This window comes from Agathobacter ruminis (assembly GCF_002735305.1).
GTDB lineage: Bacteria > Bacillota > Clostridia > Lachnospirales > Lachnospiraceae > Roseburia > Roseburia ruminis.
This window is the reverse complement of sequence record NZ_PDYG01000134.1, coordinates 88,210-106,917: the sequence shown is the minus strand read 5'-3', so window position 1 is coordinate 106,917 and position 18,708 is coordinate 88,210. Positions and strand designations below refer to the sequence as shown.

Here is an 18,708-nt window from a genome sequence, read left to right as displayed (position 1 = left end):
ACATTCAGAAAAATTATTATTTCACACTCGATTTGTCCCCATAAACGAATTTATGTTTGTATTATAACCTCGAAAAAATGTAAAGTCAATGCAGATCATTCATGTCATTTCCCTGCAAGCTCCCAGAATGCAATCGCTGATGCAGCTGCCACATTCAGAGAATCCACCTGATGTGACATTGGGATTTTGACGGTATAATCGCAAGCTACAATGGTTTCCGAACGCAGGCCTGCGCCTTCCGTGCCCATGATAATCGCAAGCTTTTCTTCTGCTTTTAGTTTGTCATCCGTGATGCTGACCGAATCATTCCGGAGCGCCATTGCGACTGTCTTAAATCCCAATTTTCTCAACTGCTGCATGCCATTCTTAGGCCAGTCTGCCTGCAGATAAGTCCATGGAATCTGAAATACGGTTCCCATACTCACGCGACTTGCCCTGCGATAAAGCGGATCTGCACACGGTCCGGTCAAAAGCACCGCATCCATATTCAATGCAGCAGCGGAACGAAAAATCGCGCCTACATTGGTTGGATTCACGACATCCTCGAGGATTACAATGCGTCGCATATCTTTGATCAGTTCCGCCACATCCGGATGTTTACGCCGCCGCATGGCACAAAGTAGCCCGCGTGTCATGCCATATCCCGTTATTTGCTTTAGCAGCTCGATCGGCGCCACATATACCGGAACCTCTCCGAGTCGATCCACCAACTGTCTGGTTTCTCCTTCGAGATATCTTTTTTCACACAAAACAGATTCTGCTTCATATCCGCCTTCGAGCGCACGCAGAATCACATTGGGACTCTCTGCGATAAAAAGTCCCAAATCCGGCTCATAGTAATGCGCTAATTGTGCTTCATTTAGCCCGGAATAGACCTCCATTTCAGGTGTATCCAAGCGGTCTATCTCTATGATATTCATCTTTTTGCAGACCTTTCCAATATTTTTTGAATATATACATAGCTCAGCATCTCGTGCGATGCATCCGAAATTGCACAGCCATACAGATATTCTCCTTTTGGCAATTCTTCTTCACGTACACATCTGCATTCAACCTGCAGTTCATAATCGGTTCCGTTTACATAATCAGAAAATTGCACTTCGCAACGGATTCCACGGATTGGCAACCGGTGCTTGGAAATCACAGCGATTCCGGTATCACTGATGTCACGAATATTGACAATACTCTCAACCGCTGCGGATTCGCACACCAGATATCCGGAGATATTGACCGGTGCACGCATTTGCTTGCGCCGCTCTGCACGCACCGATAATGCGTGAAAATGTGTTGCTTCTACCGCGTAATAATGATTCCCCCGATATTCTACCATGCGAATGCGAACTGATTTCCATGCCACGCGATTGCCTTCCGGATCATCGCAATAAATATTGAAAGATATTCCTTTGAATCCCTTATTGCCCAGATCCAGCACCTGTCCTTTATAGACAAACGGGCGCAACAGGATTTTGTCCTCATGCGTTCCAACCGCTGTGGTTGCAACTTCATAGACTTTCTCATCCTTTACCATTTCCAGATTCACCACTGTTCCATGGCGAATTTCATCAATACGCATAATCTTCCCCTTTTAATCAAACATGAAGCGAATTGTTTCCATTGTCATTTTTCATGCGCCACTCTATGCAGCGCTCCAGATAATGGATATAATCCGGGTTTTTGCACATTCCCTTGCCTTCCACATCAGAGATTTTCGCCACATCCATCCCATTACAGCTGGTTGTCTTCATTACAATATTGAGCGCATCAACCTTGGTATCATTTGCAAAATATGTTCCGATTCCAAAAGCAACACGAACGCGTCCTTTGAAATGCCGATAAATTGCGGACGCTTTTTCCAGATTCAGGCTATCCGAAAAAAGCAACGTCTTTGTCTGCGGATCAATGCCCAAAGATTCATAATGCGCAATCATCTTTTCGCCCCAGGCGATTGGATCACCACTGTCATGACGCACGCCACTGAAAAGTGTCGCAAAGGTCAGCTGAAAATCCTTCAGGAAACAATCTGTCGTGATGCAATCCGTCAATGCGGTTCCATTGAGCACCCCATATTCTTTAACCCATGCATCCAATGCATACCAGTTGGAATATGCCGGATTGTGCTTATGATTGCCCTGTCCCACACACATAATCCACTCATGCGCCATGGTTCCGACCGGAGTCACGCCATGCTTTTTTGCCAGATACACATTGCTGGTTCCGACAAACTTTGAATCTCCGGCGCCAAAATCCGCCGCTTTCAAAGCTGCCACTGCCAGATCCTGTGCCTCCGCAGAGAGTCTTCTGCGCAGTCCAAACTCACTGAACGCACCTGCCACATACTCTCCTTTTTCCAGTTTCTCAATTTTGGCCTGCAAACGATTTTTGAAACTCTCAAACAAATCCTCATAGTCATAGGCCATTCTGAAATAAACTTCATTGACAATCGCCAATGTCGCAATCTCATACATCGAAGTATTCAGCCAGGTTCCTCTCGTCTCGATATTCAGGCCGCACGGTCCCTCGTTTGAAATCTCAAAGTCTTCATAGCGTGGTTGCCATAATCTCAGAAAATCAATATACGAGCCCTTAATCCAGGTAATATTATTCAAATAGGCCAGCTCATCTTCCGTAAATCGCAAACTGCAGTAGTGCTGAATTTGCGTGCGAATCTCTTCCACCATCTCCGGCGTAAATGTGACGCCCTGATTGCGGCACTTGAAGCTCCATGTCGTCTTGTAATCACTAAACTGGTGATAAATTGCCTGCCCCATCGAAAATTTGTATGCATCTGTCTCCAACAGACTTGTAATAATCGGTTTCATAATTCCGCCCTTCTTGTTTCGTCCTTTATTCTCCTATTTTATCACTCCTGCCCCCATTTTCACAACCAAAAAGGAGCCGCCAAATGGCGACTCCTTGATGGACTGGGTTTATGGTTCGAAATCAAATCCTGACCAGACAGGGATTCCGGTATATTCTTTGGTGGCTTCCTCGCCGGAAAGTGCGCGAATGGCGCCGGCAGCAAGTGCCTCCATTTCAAAGTCACCGCCATAGATGATAAATGGTGCGATCCAGCCGGCGTACTTCTTGACAATTTCGATGAAGCGTTTGTCATTGGATGCGCCACCGGTCATTACAATTGCGTCAACTTTGCCTTCCATGACACAGGCATAAGAACCAATGTATTTGGCAAGCTGATAACCAAAGAAGTGCATCACAAGTTCCGCCCATTGATCTCCCTCGTCAATCTTTTGATCGATAATGCGCATATCGTCGGTTCCCATGAGGGAAATTAATCCTCCGGTCTTTGAAATACGCGCTTTCATCTCGTCGAGCGTATATTTTCCGGAGAAGCAATCCTTTACGACAGGCATCAGCGGAACATAGCCGGAGCGGTTCGGCGCACATGGGCCTTCCCCGTTTAAGACATCATTGCCGTCAACAATGCGGCCGTGCTTTTGCGCCGTGATGGAGAGTCCTCCACCGACATGGCAGACTACAAAATTGCAGTCTTCGTATTTCTTTCCGAGTTCGGCGGCTGCACGCATGGCCACTTCTTTTTGATTGAGCACATGCACATGTGATTCTCGATAAATGCCTTTCATTCCTGTCAGACGGGCCACATCTTCAAACTCGTCCACATCAGGCGGATTGACCAGATATGCCGGTACTCCGACTTCCTTTGCAAATGCATCAATAATCTGTGCACCAAGGATGGCCGGATGTTCCATCAGACGACCGGATGTACAGTCTTCCAAAATCTTGTCATTGACAGGAAAGATTCCGCCCGGAGTTGATACCAGGCCGCCGGAATAAGCGGCAAAGGCATCCATATCATGAAGGTCAATCCGGTTTGCCTTCAATTCTTCCAAAATAGTTTCCAGGCGATAAGGTTTTTGATCATTGACTCTTTTGAAGCTTTTCAGTTTCTGTGGGTCATGTGTCACATTTGCTTTAAAAAGCATCTCATCCCCATCAAACACCGCAAGCTTTGTTGAGGTTGATCCCGGACTGAGTGTAAAAATTTTATATCCCATGAATGAAGTCTCCTAATCTTATTTGTTTGCCGCAAGAATCACCATCGCGATATCTCCGACAATCTCTTCCACGGTTGCGCCTCTTGAGCTGTCTGCGACCGGCTTTGCAAATCCGGAAAGCGTATGACCATATCCGGCTCCGCCGGCGAATTTCTGCATCATCTTGACACCGATATTAGCCGCATTCAGTTCCGGGAAAATCAGAATATTGGCCTTGCCGGCCACATCTGACGGACGCGTAATCTTTTTGGCTGCCACTTCAGGATCGATTGCTGCATCCAGCTGGAATTCTCCGTCCATTTTCAAATCAGGACGGCGCTCCTTTGCAATGGCGAGCGCCTCAAGAATACGGTCAACCGATCCGGCCGTTCCGGATCCACAGGTTGAGAATGACAGAAATGCCACTCTCGGCTCCCATCCCATCAGCGCATGAACATTGTCAGCCGATGCAATTGCAATGCTTGCAAGTTCTCCTGGTGTCGGTTCCGGATTGAGTCCGCAATCCGCAAATACGATACGGTTGCCTTCCGATCCATGGAATCCCGGAATCTCGCAGAGTGCAAAAATTGATGGCACATCCACACCTTCCTGCATACCGATAATCGTTGATGCCGCAAGCAGTACATCTCCCGTGGTATTTACATGTCCACAGAATGTACAATCCACTTCTCCAACCGCCTCTAACATCATTGCGTAATACATTGGATTCTTGATTTTGCGCTTGCATGCCTTTTCGGAAATCAACATATCTTCTTTCCAATAGCGGGACACCAGCGCTTCTGCAGCAGCTTCATCCGTACAGTCTACGATTTCCATTCCGCTTACATCCACACCCGCTTCTTTTGCCGTCCGCGCAATCACAGCCGGATCCGATACCAGTACCGGGATTCCGATTTTTTCATCCAATACTTTTTTTGCCGCAAGCAAAGTCTTGACAGCGTCACACTCCGGGAGCGCAACGCGCTTTGGACATCCCTTTGCTTTTTCGATTAATTCTTCGATTAAGGTCATAGGTTTCTCCTCTTATTCTCCGAACATAGCACCGATGTAATCGCCGGCTTCTCCAAAGGTAGTCAGCTTACGAAATTCCATATAAGGAACCTCGACATCATATTCATCCTCAAGTGCAGCAGAGAACTGTACAAAGTTAGAAGATTTGCAATTTAAATCCTCAATGAATCTGGTATTCTCATTTAAAGTTGATGGATCAACTCCGAAAAGAGCCTGTGCTTTCTTTGCTAAAATTTCAATTACTTCCTCACGAATTGGCATAATTTTTTCCTCCTTTAACCTCTGTAAACATAATCACCGGATACATATTTCGGTGGAATTGCAGGAACCTGCAGATAAGACTGATGCTCGCCTCCGGTATGGATGACATGCATGCCGTCTCCATTGTCCACGTTGTGATTCATGGCAGCATCGTGGAACCATTCTGTCTTGATGAATTTGCCCGCGAGACGAACCACGATATATTCTCCTTTGTGCCAGATGCGGCTGTGTGGATACATCTCAATATCAAGCGGATAAATCTTGCCCGGTTCGAGTCTTTCATTGTACAAATGTGACTGAATCGGCTGGAAATCTTTTGCAGTCGGATCCATGTCTCGGTGAGAAGCACGGCAGAATCCCCATGCGCCTCTATATGGTGCACCCATTACTTCAATCGGCACATATTCCTTGTTTGCATTGTACTTTAATACCCATGGGAAGATATCCATGTTGTCGTATCCACGGCATTCAACTTCCAGGTGAAGCTTCATGTATCCGGTGATTTCGATATCTTCATTTACAGGAATTAAGAATTCAGTTGTCTCTGTATTTGGATCATAAACAACTTCGCTTGGATTTGCATAAGTATCAAATCCGCCGTCCATTGCTTCTGCATTCAGATACAACTTCTTATATTCGGTTCTGGCTAATGGCCATTCTTTTTCTTTTCTGCGTACTGCATAATCAAAATCATAGGCATCCAGGACATCCACGCGAACCTTTGGAGTAAACTCCCATCCGTTGTTGATATCCTTGCAGTAACGGTCAAAGAATCTCTTTAATTCTTCAAGGTTATCCGGGTTGTATGCATCCGGCCACTCGAAGTCGCGGTGAATTCTAAGCCACTTCTTTGGTGCACGAATACGACGGAAACCTTCTACAGAACCACGCAAATGATGGTGAACCCATCCTGCTGTTACATAGGTAGGTACGCGTACTTCTTTGAATTTCACCTGTTTATCACGCCAGTAAGCATTCATTTCAGGATACTTGTTCACCATTGATACGGTATCTTCTACATAAGTCTTGCAGGCAACTTCCTTGATAATATTCTCTTCATATGCAGGGTTTGGAATACCACCGCAGAAATAAGATTCGCGATACAAATCGGAAGTTCCTTCCCAGGCTGCCAGACATGCAAGATGCGGTGGCTGAAGTGATGCAATCTTCCAGTTTGCCATACAGACACCGGAGTTTCCGAATAAAGTACACTTGCCATTGCACCAATCCTGCTGTGCTGCCCACTCAATGAAATCATATCCATCCTGCGCATCCTCGGTCCCCCACAGATTGCAATAACCTTCTGAGTTACCAACACCACGCGCATCTACGTTTGCAACAGCATATCCGTTGCGGCACCAATATCCGGGATCCGCAGACTCGAATTTTGCCATATTGGAAACTGTCTTTGGAGGAACACCCATCAGCTTCCACTCATCCTGGCCTTCTGCAGGTCTCTTACCGAAAATTCCCCATGATACAATACAAGGAACTTTCTCTGTTAAATTTTCCGGTACATAAATATCTGCGTAAATTGTCACACCGTCACGCATCTTAACAGGGGTATCACGATGACAAATAATTCCAGGGCCCGCCTGATAAGTGCAGGTGTTCAATGCAGGGCAGTAGCTGAATGTGGCAGCTGCCGGATCGACATTGACATTGCCGCTGGCGCGCATTGCATCCATCTCTTCTTTTGTCTTGCCCGGGGTGCCCTTCATATAGATGACATCAAATTCTTCCCCTTCAAAGGTTTTTTTCACGATGATTCGTTCACGATTATCATTGCTCATTTGCTTTCCCTCGCCTTCCTGTCTCATTTGCGTTTGCTATGTTTGAACGCCACTCTAACTGGATTATAAAATGCAGCCACGCAAAAATCATCGTGCAATTGCACAGCAATCAGAAGATAATCGATCTTTTTTTGCTTTTTTCTCTCCTGATTGTGCAAAATTACAATAGTAAAAAGAAAATCAATTGACTCAGAAATCACCATGTTTTATGATATTTATATCGAATTGATCATTCTAAAAGGAGTAACGGCAGATGGTTTTAAACACTCTGATTCTTGAATTAGGCGATTGCACAATGTCAATTTTGCCAAAAACAGATTTAAAAGCGGATTATGCTCAAATGCAGTCTCTTATCCCTGCGCGTGGAAATTATTCATCGCAGATTATTTATTATTGTAAATGGTCTGATTTGCAGGAGCTTACAGCTCTGCCGGAAATCACCGTGATTCTGTGGGACGACCGGCCGACTGTCGCAGACAACGACGACAGTTTCTTAAGCAGCCTTTCCGGCGGATTAATCTTTCGCAATCAGGAAGAATATTTTGCCTGCCTGGACTGCTTTGAAAATTGTTATCTCACTGCATATCGCACGGATGAACAACTCGCAAAAATCTCCGACAGCATCTACCACAATGGCGGCATTCAGGTTTTGGCAAACCAGATTGCATCCCTGTTCCATTATCCGATCAATATTGTCGACAATTCGTTTACGGTCATTGCCAGTTCCGATAATTTTGAATTTTTCAGCGAAGACCTCGCCCGTGATAACCAAAGCGGTTTTATTCCGCCTCAGGTGATAAAAGATTTAAATATTGCGTCTCGAAGAAGACACAGTCAACAGAGTAAAACCATCGTAATCAACCATGTGGGTGGACAATTTCAAAACTATTTTACGCCCATCGTCTTTAATGATATCGCACTGGGTTATTTTAGTGTGTTTCTTCCTCCTGCCGAAAACCTTTCGCCCCTTTTGAAGCAATATCTGTCTAAGGTTGCAACGCTCTTAGGAGTATATATGCAGCGCTCGGATTTTTCGAGAAGCAGCCGCAGCAATTACTACACGACTTTGCTATCTTCGCTTTTAAGCGAAAATTCAAGTTTAAATGATATAAAAGAAGAACGATTCCAAGCCTTCGGATACAAAATGCTTCCTTATAAATATATTTTTGTGGTGGATATTGCTCAGGAGAACCCTGAAGATTATGTGCTTGGCGATTTAAGCAATGCCTTCAAACGCATCTTCGGCAATTGCATCTATACAATTCAGCACAATCAGATTATTTATCTGGCCAGTTATGCCACTCTGGCTTATGACATGGATTCCATCGTGGAACAATGCGAAAACCAGCTTGTTTCCACTCCTTATGTTCATATAGGCGTCGGCTCGCCATTTACCGTGCTTGCAGAAGCGCGCGGACATCTCCTGGAAGCCCGCGCTGCAATCGATACCGCTATTATGTTTCATGCGCGTAATCATGTATTTTTCTATGATCACTATCGCCTAATGCACATGGTGCAAACACTTGGCCAGCATACGGACATACGAATGTTTTCCCTTCCACAGCTGAAACAGTTGCAGGAATATGATACACATCATAACACCAATTTGCTTTACACCTTATATGTTTATACGCAATGCATCGGTGATGTAAGCCATGTTTGTAAGCAATTACACATTCACCGCAACACACTTTATTTCCGTATTAACAAAATCATAGAACTGACCAATCTCAATCCGCACAATGCAGATCAGAACGCGATGATACTAATTTCCTTCAATATCATGCGTATGCAAAACGAGATCAGCTGGACGGACATACAAAAATAGAGACGGCAAATACGCCGTCTCTATCAAATAATTGATTATATTCTTTTTATGCACGTCTTGCTTCTGCTTCAACAAAATCCTTTGTTCCAACAAAAACATCTGCCTTGTACGGATTGATATGTGCAGCCTTTGCTCTCTTAATGATTACGGCAAGCACAATCACGTTAATTGCCAGTGCAAGAATTGAAACAACACCCTGCGGAATTGGATTTGCGGTAATGCCCATACCTGCAACCACTTCGTTTGCGGTATTTGTTCCGCTCTGGTATACAGCAATTGCCTTGTCATAGAGATCAAGTGCAGATCCGGTAGCGCCCTTGTAAAGGGAAGGCAATACTGAGAAATTCTCGCTCAGCTGGAAAAGCGGTACAACCTGTGCGAACATGCACCAGATTGCCAAAGTGTTTGCGCGGTTCTGAATCCAGCCACCCTTGTTCCATAATGCATTTGCAAAGGTAGGTGCAAGAAGAAGAGCAACACCACAATACCATGAGTGAGTCGGAAGGTTTGCATAGGTATACTGGAAATTCCATACATCATATGCAAGGATGAACCATACAGTCATGTCAGGCCACAACATATCTTTGCGGTCTTTTGAGCTGTATACATTCCACCAGCTGGTCATACAGAAGATATTCAGTATGCCGGCAAGTGCATTCAAGATGTTCCACCATCCACCATAAAGGAATACACCTTCGTTGGATGCCCACCATGCTCCGGACAAATCGCCGGTAACCTGGAATGCATGATATGCAGACTCAAGATCAGATACAACTGCAATCAGGATGTTTGCAGCTACGATTACGAATGGCCAAGCCTTGAACCAGTGAGATTTTCCAATGCCCCACTCGTACTTGATCATCATGAAACCGATGCATCCGATGGTTGCAGCATAGAGCTTGAAGTAATGGAACCAGCCATTCATGTATTCATAAGTCTGGTTTGAATGACCACCAAATGCTCCACACTGAATTGCGATAAAGTAAATTGTTAAGATAATCGGGATTACAACAAGGATTGCAATTCCGCCAATCTTGGTACGTCGTGCGATTTCGTTTAATAAGATTAGTCCAACGAAAACCATTAACCATCCGAGAAGCTGTGTTCCGGATGTACTGCCATAAATTTGGAATAACATATGAACTCCTCCTTAATAAATTATAAAAATTTCATAAAGTCATTATAAGCCTTTTTTCCTATTTTATCAAGAAGAAACTCTCCGCGTGCACACGCAGAAACCCAGTATTTTCAAGGCGTTGCGTGCGTTGAAAACACTGGGTTTCATTCATATCCGTTTCACTCGCGCCGGAAACTATTTGCAAAACAATAGTTTCTCATGTCAAGACTCGCTCGCGGAGCTTGTACCCCGACTGAGTTAAATATCTACACGCTGGCGGCGAATCATCAAAGCCGCAGCAATGATCATAGCAATCGAAATGGCAACAGCAATGATTGCATATGCATATGCCGGAAGATTCAAAAATTTTACCAACAGTCTTCCCTCTTCAATACGGCTCATTCCGATGCAAATCAAAACCCAGCCGCCAACGATAAACCATTTCGAATTGGATCCGAACTTCAGTCCAAGTCCTCCGATCAGCATACCAAGTCCCAACAATCCCAACGGGACAAGCAAGAATGAAATCGGGTGAAATGCACCGACAGCAAAATCCTCAACAGGCAGATTTGGATACATATGCTCCAGTCTCAGGATTTCAATGCGTGCCATCGCATACATCAAAGCCCAGTCAAACAGCAATAATACAAAATACTGAATCATAAAGGAAAGGAAGAATCTGCGTCTGGTCTCTCCCATTGAGATTGCCAGATTAAAGCGCAAAACCTCATCACTCCAGTTTGCAAACAGTCCAAGGAATGCAATTGCCATAAAAGACATAAATGTTCCCATCGGGAAGGTGGTATCTGCGCCCGAGGTAGCCATGATAATCTCATGCAGGATTACACCCATGAGATGCACACCAATCAGAATCGCGGCATTCATCACAATATTTTTCCATTCCAGACTATACCATAATATTTTTTTCATCGGACGCCTCCTATACATTTACCACTTTTTTGCGTGTTCCAAGTGCATAAAGCAAAGATGCCACACAATAAATTGCAACACCAATCACAGCCACGATGACAAAAATATGATTGAGATCAAAGACAATCCTGCCGGTTGAAACACCTGAAAGATACATTGATCCGACACCACCGATGACGCCGCCACACAAAGCGATGATAACAACTGCAATATAATAAGCAACCTTGCCGAATTTTTCAATCAGCAATGCGATCAGGATTCCGACACCTGCCACTGCAAGATTTAATCCGATCATGCTGATTGCGTATTGCCATGTTGCAAAACCAAGTGCATTCGGAACCAGCACATAGGTCAGTACACCCGTTATACTCATTTCAACCGCAAGCAATGCAAATCCAAAAATCACTCCGATTGACAATTCTTTTCTGGTCGCTCCCATAGATAATACGCCATTTGAAATCAACGGAATATATCCCATGGTAAAGATTGCCTCAATCAAACCGCCCATAGCCAGAAACAGAAGCGGGATCGCCCCTATCTCTTTTTGAAAATCACCGGCTACCACTCCAAGATAGAGTACCATGAAAGCCACAAAGGCGACTCCAAACAAATACATTCGCTGCACACAGAAAGTAATATATTTCAGCATTCGTTTGATTCCAACTGCCATATTATGCCTCCTTTCCGCACAAAGCCACGAAAAGGTTCTGCAATGACAATGGCTGAACGGTCACATCATATCCCTCTTTCAGCTGCTGTCCCGGCTCAAGGAGCACAGTCACACCCTTACTCCTTCCCATCATTTCAGCATGATGGCAGTTCAATCCTTCTGTTGCCGCATCAACCGCATCCGCATCACCGGTTACATGAAGGGCACGGGAAAGCAGTTCCTCTGTGTTGGATTTCAATAAGACATTTCCACGGTCAAGGAAAATCACTTCCTCAAATACTGCTGCCGCCTCCTCAATGATATGTGTCGAAATAATAAATGTTCTTCCTGTGCTTGCCTGCTCTTCCACAAGAATGCGATAAAAATCCTCTCGTGCAACCACATCAAGACCGGCAACCGGCTCATCAAGAATGGTAATATCCGCCTTTGATGCAAGACCGATTGCGATGGTTACCATGGAGAGCATACCCTTTGATAACTTATTGATCTTTTTCTTGATTGAGATTCCGAAATGTTCAATCAGCTCCTCGGCCATCTTCTGATCCCAGTTCGGATACAGCGCCTTTGCCACACGGAAATATTCTTTAATCTTTAACGTGTTCGGTCCAAGCGGTGTCATTGTATTGATTTCGCGTGAAAAGCAAAGGTGATCCAATGCCTTGCGGTTTTCCCAGACGCGCTCGCCGTCGCAATATACCTGACCTGAAGTGGCCGGATTCTGTGCGGTCATAATGGAAAGCAATGTCGTCTTTCCTACTCCGTTTCGGCCGATCAATCCATAGATTTTGCCTTGCTCAATTTCGAGGTTAACACCTTCCAACACTTTTTTGTCCTTATAATTTTTTACTATATTTTCACAAACTAATGTAGCCATTCCATCCTCCTAGCTTTCCTGAATCATATTGATAAGTTCTTCTTTGCTGATGCCCAGACTTTCTGCCTCTACAACCAGTCCTTTGACATAATTCTCATAAAACATACTTCTGCGTTTCTGCAAAATTCTGTCCTTTGCCCCCGGCGATACAAACATTCCGATTCCACGCTTCTTGTAAATAATCTGCTCGTCCACCAGGATGTTCACCCCTTTTGCAGCCGTCGCAGGGTTAATTGCATAGAGCTTCGCCAATTCGTTGGTACTGGGCACTCGCGATTCTTCCTCCAGAATTCCTCTCATAATATCTGTTTCAATCATTTCGGAAATTTGAAGATAAATCGATTTGTCGTGCGCCAATAATTCGTACACGCGTGTCCTCCTTTCTTCCTGCATGACCCAATCTCCCAGACCTATGCTGTTATTTGGTTAACTACTTGTGTAATTAACCATATCACTATACCACCGGTCTGTCAATACTTTTTATGATTCCAGTTTTAAATCTCCGTCTTTGATCCAGCCAAGCTTGCGCACAACCAAACCGATTCCCCATGTCAAAACGGCAGGAAGCACAATGCAAATCAGGACAAGACCAATCCAGTCCATCGGCGTAATCGCATTTTTTGCACCGTCTGCGACATCACGCACCCATCCTGTATAGACACCGATCGGTCCAACAAGTCCGCAGGTTCCCATTCCGGATGCAACCGCATCTCCGTTCATCTGCAAATGGAATACACAGGTTGCAAGCGGCCCTGTAATGGCAGATGCAAGCGTCGGTGCAATCCAGACGCGCGGATTGCGAATGATATTAGGCATCTGAAGCATCGAGGTTCCAAGCCCCTGCGAAACCAGGCCTCCCCATTTGTTTTCACGGAATGACAATACAGCAAAGCCGACCATCTGTGCACAGCAGCCCGCAACTGCCGCACCTCCGGCAAGTCCCGTCAATGCCAGTGCCGCACAGATTGCCGCAGATGAAATCGGGAGTGTCAGTGCGATTCCTACCACAGAAGATACAATGATTCCCATCAACAGCGGTTGCAGGTCTGTCGCCCACATGATTACCTTGCCCAAAGAAGCTGCCGCTTTTCCAATCGGTGCTGCAATCAATGCTGACAAACCGACACCGACCAAGATGGTTACCACAGGTGTCACAAGAATATCAATTTTGGTTTCCTTTGATACGGCCTTGCCGAATTCTGCCGCCAGAATTGCAATCACCAGAACCGCCAGCGGTCCTCCTGCCTGTCCCATCAGATTTGCCGCATAGCCGACCGGAATCAGAGAGAACAATACCAAAGGCGGTGCCTGCAGTGCATAACCGATTGCCGCTGCCATCGCAGGACCTGCCATCGCCGATGCTGCCGCACCAATCGTAAATGATACTGTTCCGTTTGAATAAATCGGATTCTCCAAAAATCCGATATGACACTGCGTACCAAGCGTGTTCAAAATGGTGCCGATCAACAGCGTACAAAACAGTCCCTGTGCCATCGCACCCAATGCATCAATCAGATATCTCTTTGCCGAGATAACGATATTTTTTCGTTTCAAAAATTCCTTCATGATTTCTCCTTCCTCTTTGGCATTCGCCAAACATTTTTATTTTATCAAAAAAACCTCTTTTTTGTGAAGTCGCAAAAGGTTGAAAAAGCGGTGAATCCATAATATACTTGACTGTGAGACTTTTTTATGAGAGAGGAACAGATATGAAAACCAAAACAGACAAATTAAAACCGAAGTTGTTTTCGGTCATGAAAGGATACAGTCTGAATCAATTTTCGAAAGACCTTGTATCCGGTATCATCGTAGCAATCATTGCACTGCCACTTTCCATCGCACTGGCACTTGCTTCCGGGGTACAGCCTGAGCAGGGTATCTATACTGCAATCATTGCCGGATTTTTGATTTCATTTTTTGGCGGAAGCCGTGTCCAGATTGCCGGACCGACTGCCGCTTTTGCAACCATCGTTGCGGGAATTGTTGCAACGGACGGGATGGACGGACTGATTGTCGCCACATTGATTGCAGGTATCCTGCTGATCCTGATGGGACTGCTGCGCGTCGGTTCACTGATCAAGTTCATTCCATATACCATCACAACCGGTTTCACCGCAGGAATCGCTGCAACCATTCTGATTGGCCAGATCAAGGATTTCCTCGGTTTAAGTTATCCGGCCGGAACCGTCACCATCGAGACCACCGAAAAAGTGGCAGCAATCTTTAAAAATATTGCGACCATCAATTATCAGGCACTGATTGTCGGATGCATCAGCCTTGCCATTCTGATTATCTGGCCATTTATCAGCAAGCGCATTCCGGGATCTTTGATTGCGGTCATCGCCGGCATCGCCCTTGTAAAGCTGATGGATTTGAAGGTCAACACCATCGGTGATTTATATACCATCAGCAATGCACTCCCTGCATTGCATATTCCAGCCATCAATCTGATGACCATCCGCAAAGAGCTTGGCAACGGATTTACCATTGCCATCCTCGCAGCCATCGAATCCCTGCTGTCTGCCGTTGTCGCAGACTCCATGATCAACTCCAAGCATCGTTCCAATATGGAATTGATTGCACAGGGAATCGGCAACATGGGTTCCGCACTGTTTGGCGGTATTCCTGCTACCGGCGCAATCGCGCGTACCGCAGCGAATATCAACAACGGCGGTCGCACCCCGATTGCAGGTATGGTACATGCAATTGTGCTTGTCTTTGTATTGATTGTACTGATGCCGTATGCAGCACTGATTCCGATGCCGACGATTGCTGCGATTCTTTTTATGGTCGCATATAATATGTGCGGATGGCGCAATGTCAAGCGTCTGTGTCAGAAAGCACCAAAGAGCGATATCATCGTTCTGGTTCTGACCTTTGTCCTTACTGTCGTATTTGATCTGGTTGTTGCCATTGCTGTCGGAATGATTGCAGCCATCGTCCTCTTCATGAAACGCATGAGCGAGGAGACCTATATTTCCACCTGGAAGTACGAAGTCAATGATGACGAAAACGATCCGGATTCCATCGATTTGCGCGAGGTTCCGCAGGCAGTTCGTGTATATGAAATTACCGGTCCTCTGTTCTTTGGTGTAGCCGGACTGATTACCGATATCACGCTCAAAGACTTCACGCAGGTTCTGATTATCCGTATGCGTGGCGTTCCGGCCATCGATGCAACTGCGATGCAATCGCTTGAGGCGCTGGTGGATCGCTGCCATGCACGCAATGTCACTGTCGTATTCTCACATGTCAATGAACAGCCTTACCATGTCATGGTAAAAGACCGTCTGGTAGAAAAAGTCGGTGCGGAGAACTTCTGTGCCCATATCGACGATGCTTTGGCACGCGCACAGGCCATCTTATCTGAAAAACAAACGAATGCATAAGGAGGATTGCATGACTGTAAATGAAATGATTGCGCGCATCAATGAATTGGCGCACAAATCAAAAGCGGAAGGATTAACCGAAGAAGAAAAAGCAGAACAACAGGAATTGCGCCAGGCATATATTGCCAATATCAAACGCAATCTTGCCAGTCAGCTTGAAAATACAATCGTTGTAAATCCTGACGGAAGCCGCTATAAGCTGCAAAAGAAAAACAAAAAATAGGACCGCATCAGCGGTCCCACTTTTCTGCCAGGGCGTGTATCTGGTCAGCAAATTTCGCAAGATCTTTGTTTGCCATGCCCTGGCATTTTTTTATGACGGCATTCAGCCGCTCGCCTTCTGATTCCAGACGATAATATACGGAATTCTTTGTCGAATAGATTCGCTTTTGTTCCTGTTTTTTGACAACATATTCCCGACTGCCTTCGCGGATCTGTGCACCGGTGATCAGGTCAAACGCATCTCCGCTATAAGGAGCATAAGAATCCAGACCCAGTTCCGCTCGCACATGATCAGCAAAAGATACGGCGGTTTCTTCCTCACCATGAACGACAAATACTTTTTGCGGATGCTCCACTTTTGAAATCCAGGTAGTCAGATGATTGCGATCAGCATGTCCACTGATGCCCGGAAGCTTGACAATATTCGCGCGCACTTCAATTTCTTCTCCGAACAGTCTGACCTTTTTTGCGCCATCAAGCAAATGATAGCCGAGTGTTCCCGGCACCTGGTAGCCGACAAACAGAATCGTACATTCCGGTCGCCAGAGATTATGTTTCAGATGATGACGGATTCGTCCGGCTTCGCACATGCCGGAAGCGGACAGAATGACTTTTGGATTCGGATCGAAATTAATATTTCTCGAATCATCCGATGTCACGGAAATACGCAATCCGGGAAATTGAAGCGGATTGATTCCCTTTCGCTCCAATTCGAGCGCCTGCTCATTAAAACAGTCACGCACATTGGAATGAAAGACATTGGTTGCTTCTGCCGAGAGCGGACTGTCTACATAAACTTCAAAATTCGGAAATTCGTTCAATAATCCCTCTGTCTTGATACGGCGAATAAAATACAGCATCTCCTGGGTACGGCCGACCGAAAATGCAGGAATGACCAGATTGCCGCCGCGTGTAAAGGTTGCATTCATCACCTTTGCAAGCTCGACCGCATAATCCGGCGGTGTTTCATGAATGCGGTTGCCATATGTGGATTCCATAATGACATAATCCGCCTCTGTCACATATTCCGGGTCCTTGATCAATGGCCGGTTTCCATTTCCGATATCTCCCGAGAAAAGAAGTTTGCGGGTCTGACCGCCTTCGGTTATCCAGATTTCGATTGACGAAGATCCAAGCAAATGTCCGGCATCCACGAATCGCACATCCAGGCCTTCGCAGATATTGATTCTGGCATGATAGTCAACCGGCACAAACTGTTCCATGACCGCGGTTGCATCCTCGACCGTGTACATTGGCACAATCTCCTCTGCACCGCTGCGGCGTGCTTTGCGGTTACGCCATTCCGCTTCGAATTCCTGAATGTGTGCAGAATCTTTCAACATAATATGGCACAATTCCGTTGTGGCTTTTGTGGCAAAAATCTTGCCGCGGAAACCATTTTTGTACAACAGCGGAATCAGTCCCGAATGGTCGATATGCGCATGTGTCACAAAGACATAATCCAGCAAAGACGGATTCACGGGAATCTCCTGATTCACATACAAATCTGCGCCCTGCTCCATTCCGCAGTCCACAACAAAATGCTTGTCTTCAAATGTAAGATAATGGCAGCTGCCGGTCACTTCACGGTCAGCGCCCAAAAACTCCAATACCATATAACCCTCTCCCTCTTAATTATGAATTCAAAAAACGAACCAGATCATTCCAGCGGCGGATTGCCGTCTCACGACCGATTTTATATACGCGCAGCAAATTCTCTTCGTTCTTCCCGACCGCGCCGATTTCCAGATCCTGCGGTGGGCGTATCGTAAAGATTGCGCCCTCTTCCTCACGCTTGCGCAAATATTCCATCGTCCTGTTGTAATGATTCGGGCTTTGCTCTGTCGCCCGCACAACATTCGGATATTTGTGCAATGCAGCCTTCACTGCCGCAACGGACCCCCATCCGATGCGATCGACATAATCTGCAGGTTTTGTTGTAATGACAACATTTTTGGAATATCCTTTCCACTCAAAATAGCGGAGCGGAATCGGATCACTGATACCGCCATCCAAAAGCTTTCGATTTCCGATTTCAACCACGCGTGAAACCACCGGAACAGATGCCGACGCACGGATCCATTGCAAATCCTTTTCTCCGCCGTCTTTGCATTTGTGATAAACTGCCTTTCCTGTTTCGCAATCGGTTGCGACACAATAAAACTCCATTGGGTTCTCGCGAAATGCCTTGCGATCCCACGGATCGAGCTCATCCGGAATCCTGCGATAGCAAAAATCCACTCCATAGAAATCTCCTGTCGTAAACAGCGACTGAAAGCTTGCATAACGCTTGTCATTTACATATTTGATATTGTAGCGAAGCGGTCGCCCCGGCTGATTGGATTTCAGATTGCAGCCAAATGCCGCACCTGCCGAAACACCAATTGCCCCGTCAAAAGTCAGTCCCCGTTCCATCATCACATCGATTACGCCGCAGGTGAAGATGCCCTTCATCGCACCGCCTTCCATTACCAATCCGGTTTTCATAATTCTTCCTTTCCGGCATTTGTAAAAAGAGCTATTTCCCATCAATATGGGAAGATAGCTCTTTTGATACAACTTTATCTCAAATAGAAATC

18 protein-coding genes are annotated in these 18,708 nt (G+C 45.7%); 3 read left to right on the top strand and 15 right to left on the bottom strand.

What is annotated here, in order from left to right; genetic code table 11:
- Positions 1 to 104: 104 nt before the first annotated feature.
- The 7 genes from CSX02_RS12610 to CSX02_RS12580 all read right to left on the bottom strand — a co-directional run bounded on the left by CSX02_RS12610 (position 105) and on the right by CSX02_RS12580 (position 7,099).
- A complete protein-coding gene (locus tag CSX02_RS12610; protein WP_099386936.1) occupies positions 105 to 920 on the bottom strand; it encodes a TrmH family RNA methyltransferase in 816 nt (271 codons plus the stop codon).
- Positions 917 to 1,573 (bottom strand): PilZ domain-containing protein, encoded by a 657-nt coding sequence (locus tag CSX02_RS12605; RefSeq protein WP_099386935.1) that lies wholly within the window; start codon positions 1,571 to 1,573, stop codon positions 917 to 919. Before CSX02_RS12605 ends, CSX02_RS12610 begins: the two co-directional genes overlap by 4 nt.
- Before the next feature lie 16 nt (positions 1,574 to 1,589).
- Positions 1,590 to 2,819: a nicotinate phosphoribosyltransferase gene (gene pncB, locus CSX02_RS12600; RefSeq protein ID WP_099386934.1), complete on the bottom strand. Its 1,230-nt coding sequence runs from the start codon at positions 2,817 to 2,819 to the stop codon at positions 1,590 to 1,592.
- Between the two features lie 108 nt (positions 2,820 to 2,927).
- Positions 2,928 to 4,034: a butyrate kinase gene (gene buk / locus CSX02_RS12595; protein WP_031543662.1), complete on the bottom strand. Its 1,107-nt coding sequence runs from the start codon at positions 4,032 to 4,034 to the stop codon at positions 2,928 to 2,930.
- Between the two features lie 18 nt (positions 4,035 to 4,052).
- Entirely contained in the window at positions 4,053 to 5,045 is a 993-nt protein-coding gene (locus CSX02_RS12590; RefSeq protein WP_099386933.1) for a phosphate acyltransferase, read from the bottom strand.
- A gap of 12 nt (positions 5,046 to 5,057) precedes the next feature.
- The gene (locus CSX02_RS12585) at positions 5,058 to 5,306 is read right to left on the bottom strand and encodes an acyl carrier protein (RefSeq protein WP_051637901.1); all 249 of its coding nucleotides are present in this window, start codon (positions 5,304 to 5,306) and stop codon (positions 5,058 to 5,060) included.
- Positions 5,307 to 5,320: 14 nt separating this feature from the next.
- Positions 5,321 to 7,099 (bottom strand): CocE/NonD family hydrolase, encoded by a 1,779-nt coding sequence (locus tag CSX02_RS12580; protein ID WP_099386984.1) that lies wholly within the window; start codon positions 7,097 to 7,099, stop codon positions 5,321 to 5,323.
- A 253-nt stretch (positions 7,100 to 7,352) separates the two neighbouring features.
- Here CSX02_RS12580 and CSX02_RS12570 point away from each other — a divergent pair, with 253 nt between their 5' ends.
- Positions 7,353 to 8,927, top strand: coding sequence for a PucR family transcriptional regulator (locus tag CSX02_RS12570; protein ID WP_099386930.1), 1,575 nt, complete (start codon positions 7,353 to 7,355; stop codon positions 8,925 to 8,927).
- 46 nt (positions 8,928 to 8,973) lie between these two features.
- Here CSX02_RS12570 and CSX02_RS12565 read toward each other — a convergent pair whose 3' ends face one another.
- The 6 genes from CSX02_RS12565 to CSX02_RS12540 form a co-directional block, all read right to left on the bottom strand.
- Positions 8,974 to 10,065 carry a DUF5692 family protein gene (locus CSX02_RS12565; RefSeq protein ID WP_099386929.1) on the bottom strand — a complete coding sequence of 364 codons (1,092 nt, stop codon included), beginning with the start codon at positions 10,063 to 10,065 and terminating at the stop codon, positions 8,974 to 8,976.
- 237 nt (positions 10,066 to 10,302) lie between these two features.
- On the bottom strand, positions 10,303 to 10,974 hold the full coding sequence (locus CSX02_RS12560; protein WP_099386928.1) for a hypothetical protein: 672 nt from the start codon (positions 10,972 to 10,974) through the stop codon (positions 10,303 to 10,305).
- A gap of 10 nt (positions 10,975 to 10,984) precedes the next feature.
- On the bottom strand, positions 10,985 to 11,644 hold the full coding sequence (locus CSX02_RS12555; RefSeq protein WP_099386927.1) for a hypothetical protein: 660 nt from the start codon (positions 11,642 to 11,644) through the stop codon (positions 10,985 to 10,987).
- A gap of 1 nt (position 11,645) precedes the next feature.
- The gene (locus CSX02_RS12550; protein WP_031543648.1) at positions 11,646 to 12,518 is read right to left on the bottom strand and encodes an ABC transporter ATP-binding protein; all 873 of its coding nucleotides are present in this window, start codon (positions 12,516 to 12,518) and stop codon (positions 11,646 to 11,648) included.
- 9 nt (positions 12,519 to 12,527) lie between these two features.
- On the bottom strand, positions 12,528 to 12,887 hold the full coding sequence (locus tag CSX02_RS12545) for a GntR family transcriptional regulator (protein WP_031543647.1): 360 nt from the start codon (positions 12,885 to 12,887) through the stop codon (positions 12,528 to 12,530).
- A 111-nt stretch (positions 12,888 to 12,998) separates the two neighbouring features.
- A complete protein-coding gene (locus tag CSX02_RS12540) occupies positions 12,999 to 14,084 on the bottom strand; it encodes a PTS transporter subunit IIC (RefSeq protein ID WP_099386983.1) in 1,086 nt (361 codons plus the stop codon).
- A 143-nt stretch (positions 14,085 to 14,227) separates the two neighbouring features.
- On the opposite strand from CSX02_RS12540, the gene CSX02_RS12535 reads away from it, so the two are divergent.
- Together CSX02_RS12535 and CSX02_RS12530 are read left to right on the top strand one after the other, a co-directional pair.
- The gene (locus CSX02_RS12535) at positions 14,228 to 15,907 is read left to right on the top strand and encodes a SulP family inorganic anion transporter (RefSeq protein WP_031543645.1); all 1,680 of its coding nucleotides are present in this window, start codon (positions 14,228 to 14,230) and stop codon (positions 15,905 to 15,907) included.
- A gap of 10 nt (positions 15,908 to 15,917) precedes the next feature.
- Complete coding sequence (locus CSX02_RS12530) at positions 15,918 to 16,130, top strand: DUF896 domain-containing protein (RefSeq protein WP_031543644.1); 213 nt, start codon at positions 15,918 to 15,920, stop codon at positions 16,128 to 16,130.
- 7 nt (positions 16,131 to 16,137) lie between these two features.
- Here CSX02_RS12530 and CSX02_RS12525 read toward each other — a convergent pair whose 3' ends face one another.
- On the bottom strand, positions 16,138 to 17,745 hold the full coding sequence (locus tag CSX02_RS12525; protein WP_099386926.1) for an MBL fold metallo-hydrolase RNA specificity domain-containing protein: 1,608 nt from the start codon (positions 17,743 to 17,745) through the stop codon (positions 16,138 to 16,140).
- 19 nt (positions 17,746 to 17,764) lie between these two features.
- Positions 17,765 to 18,616 carry a patatin-like phospholipase family protein gene (locus CSX02_RS12520; protein ID WP_099386925.1) on the bottom strand — a complete coding sequence of 284 codons (852 nt, stop codon included), beginning with the start codon at positions 18,614 to 18,616 and terminating at the stop codon, positions 17,765 to 17,767.
- Positions 18,617 to 18,708 lie beyond the last annotated feature (92 nt).

Bases quoted from the DNA above. Each gene is read 5' to 3' on its own strand.
- CSX02_RS12610 (WP_099386936.1), bottom strand. From the start codon at position 920: ATGAATATCATAGAGATAGACCGCTTGGATACACCTGAAATGGAGGTC.
- CSX02_RS12605 (WP_099386935.1), bottom strand. From the start codon at position 1,573: ATGCGTATTGATGAAATTCGCCATGGAACAGTGGTGAATCTGGAAATG.
- pncB (WP_099386934.1), bottom strand. From the start codon at position 2,819: ATGAAACCGATTATTACAAGTCTGTTGGAGACAGATGCATACAAATTT.
- buk (WP_031543662.1), bottom strand. From the start codon at position 4,034: ATGGGATATAAAATTTTTACACTCAGTCCGGGATCAACCTCAACAAAG.
- CSX02_RS12590 (WP_099386933.1), bottom strand. From the start codon at position 5,045: ATGACCTTAATCGAAGAATTAATCGAAAAAGCAAAGGGATGTCCAAAG.
- CSX02_RS12585 (WP_051637901.1), bottom strand. From the start codon at position 5,306: ATGCCAATTCGTGAGGAAGTAATTGAAATTTTAGCAAAGAAAGCACAG.
- CSX02_RS12580 (WP_099386984.1), bottom strand. From the start codon at position 7,099: ATGAGCAATGATAATCGTGAACGAATCATCGTGAAAAAAACCTTTGAA.
- CSX02_RS12570 (WP_099386930.1), top strand. From the start codon at position 7,353: ATGGTTTTAAACACTCTGATTCTTGAATTAGGCGATTGCACAATGTCA.
- CSX02_RS12565 (WP_099386929.1), bottom strand. From the start codon at position 10,065: ATGTTATTCCAAATTTATGGCAGTACATCCGGAACACAGCTTCTCGGA.
- CSX02_RS12560 (WP_099386928.1), bottom strand. From the start codon at position 10,974: ATGAAAAAAATATTATGGTATAGTCTGGAATGGAAAAATATTGTGATG.
- CSX02_RS12555 (WP_099386927.1), bottom strand. From the start codon at position 11,644: ATGGCAGTTGGAATCAAACGAATGCTGAAATATATTACTTTCTGTGTG.
- CSX02_RS12550 (WP_031543648.1), bottom strand. From the start codon at position 12,518: ATGGCTACATTAGTTTGTGAAAATATAGTAAAAAATTATAAGGACAAA.
- CSX02_RS12540 (WP_099386983.1), bottom strand. From the start codon at position 14,084: ATGAAGGAATTTTTGAAACGAAAAAATATCGTTATCTCGGCAAAGAGA.
- CSX02_RS12535 (WP_031543645.1), top strand. From the start codon at position 14,228: ATGAAAACCAAAACAGACAAATTAAAACCGAAGTTGTTTTCGGTCATG.
- CSX02_RS12530 (WP_031543644.1), top strand. From the start codon at position 15,918: ATGACTGTAAATGAAATGATTGCGCGCATCAATGAATTGGCGCACAAA.
- CSX02_RS12525 (WP_099386926.1), bottom strand. From the start codon at position 17,745: ATGGTATTGGAGTTTTTGGGCGCTGACCGTGAAGTGACCGGCAGCTGC.
- CSX02_RS12520 (WP_099386925.1), bottom strand. From the start codon at position 18,616: ATGAAAACCGGATTGGTAATGGAAGGCGGTGCGATGAAGGGCATCTTC.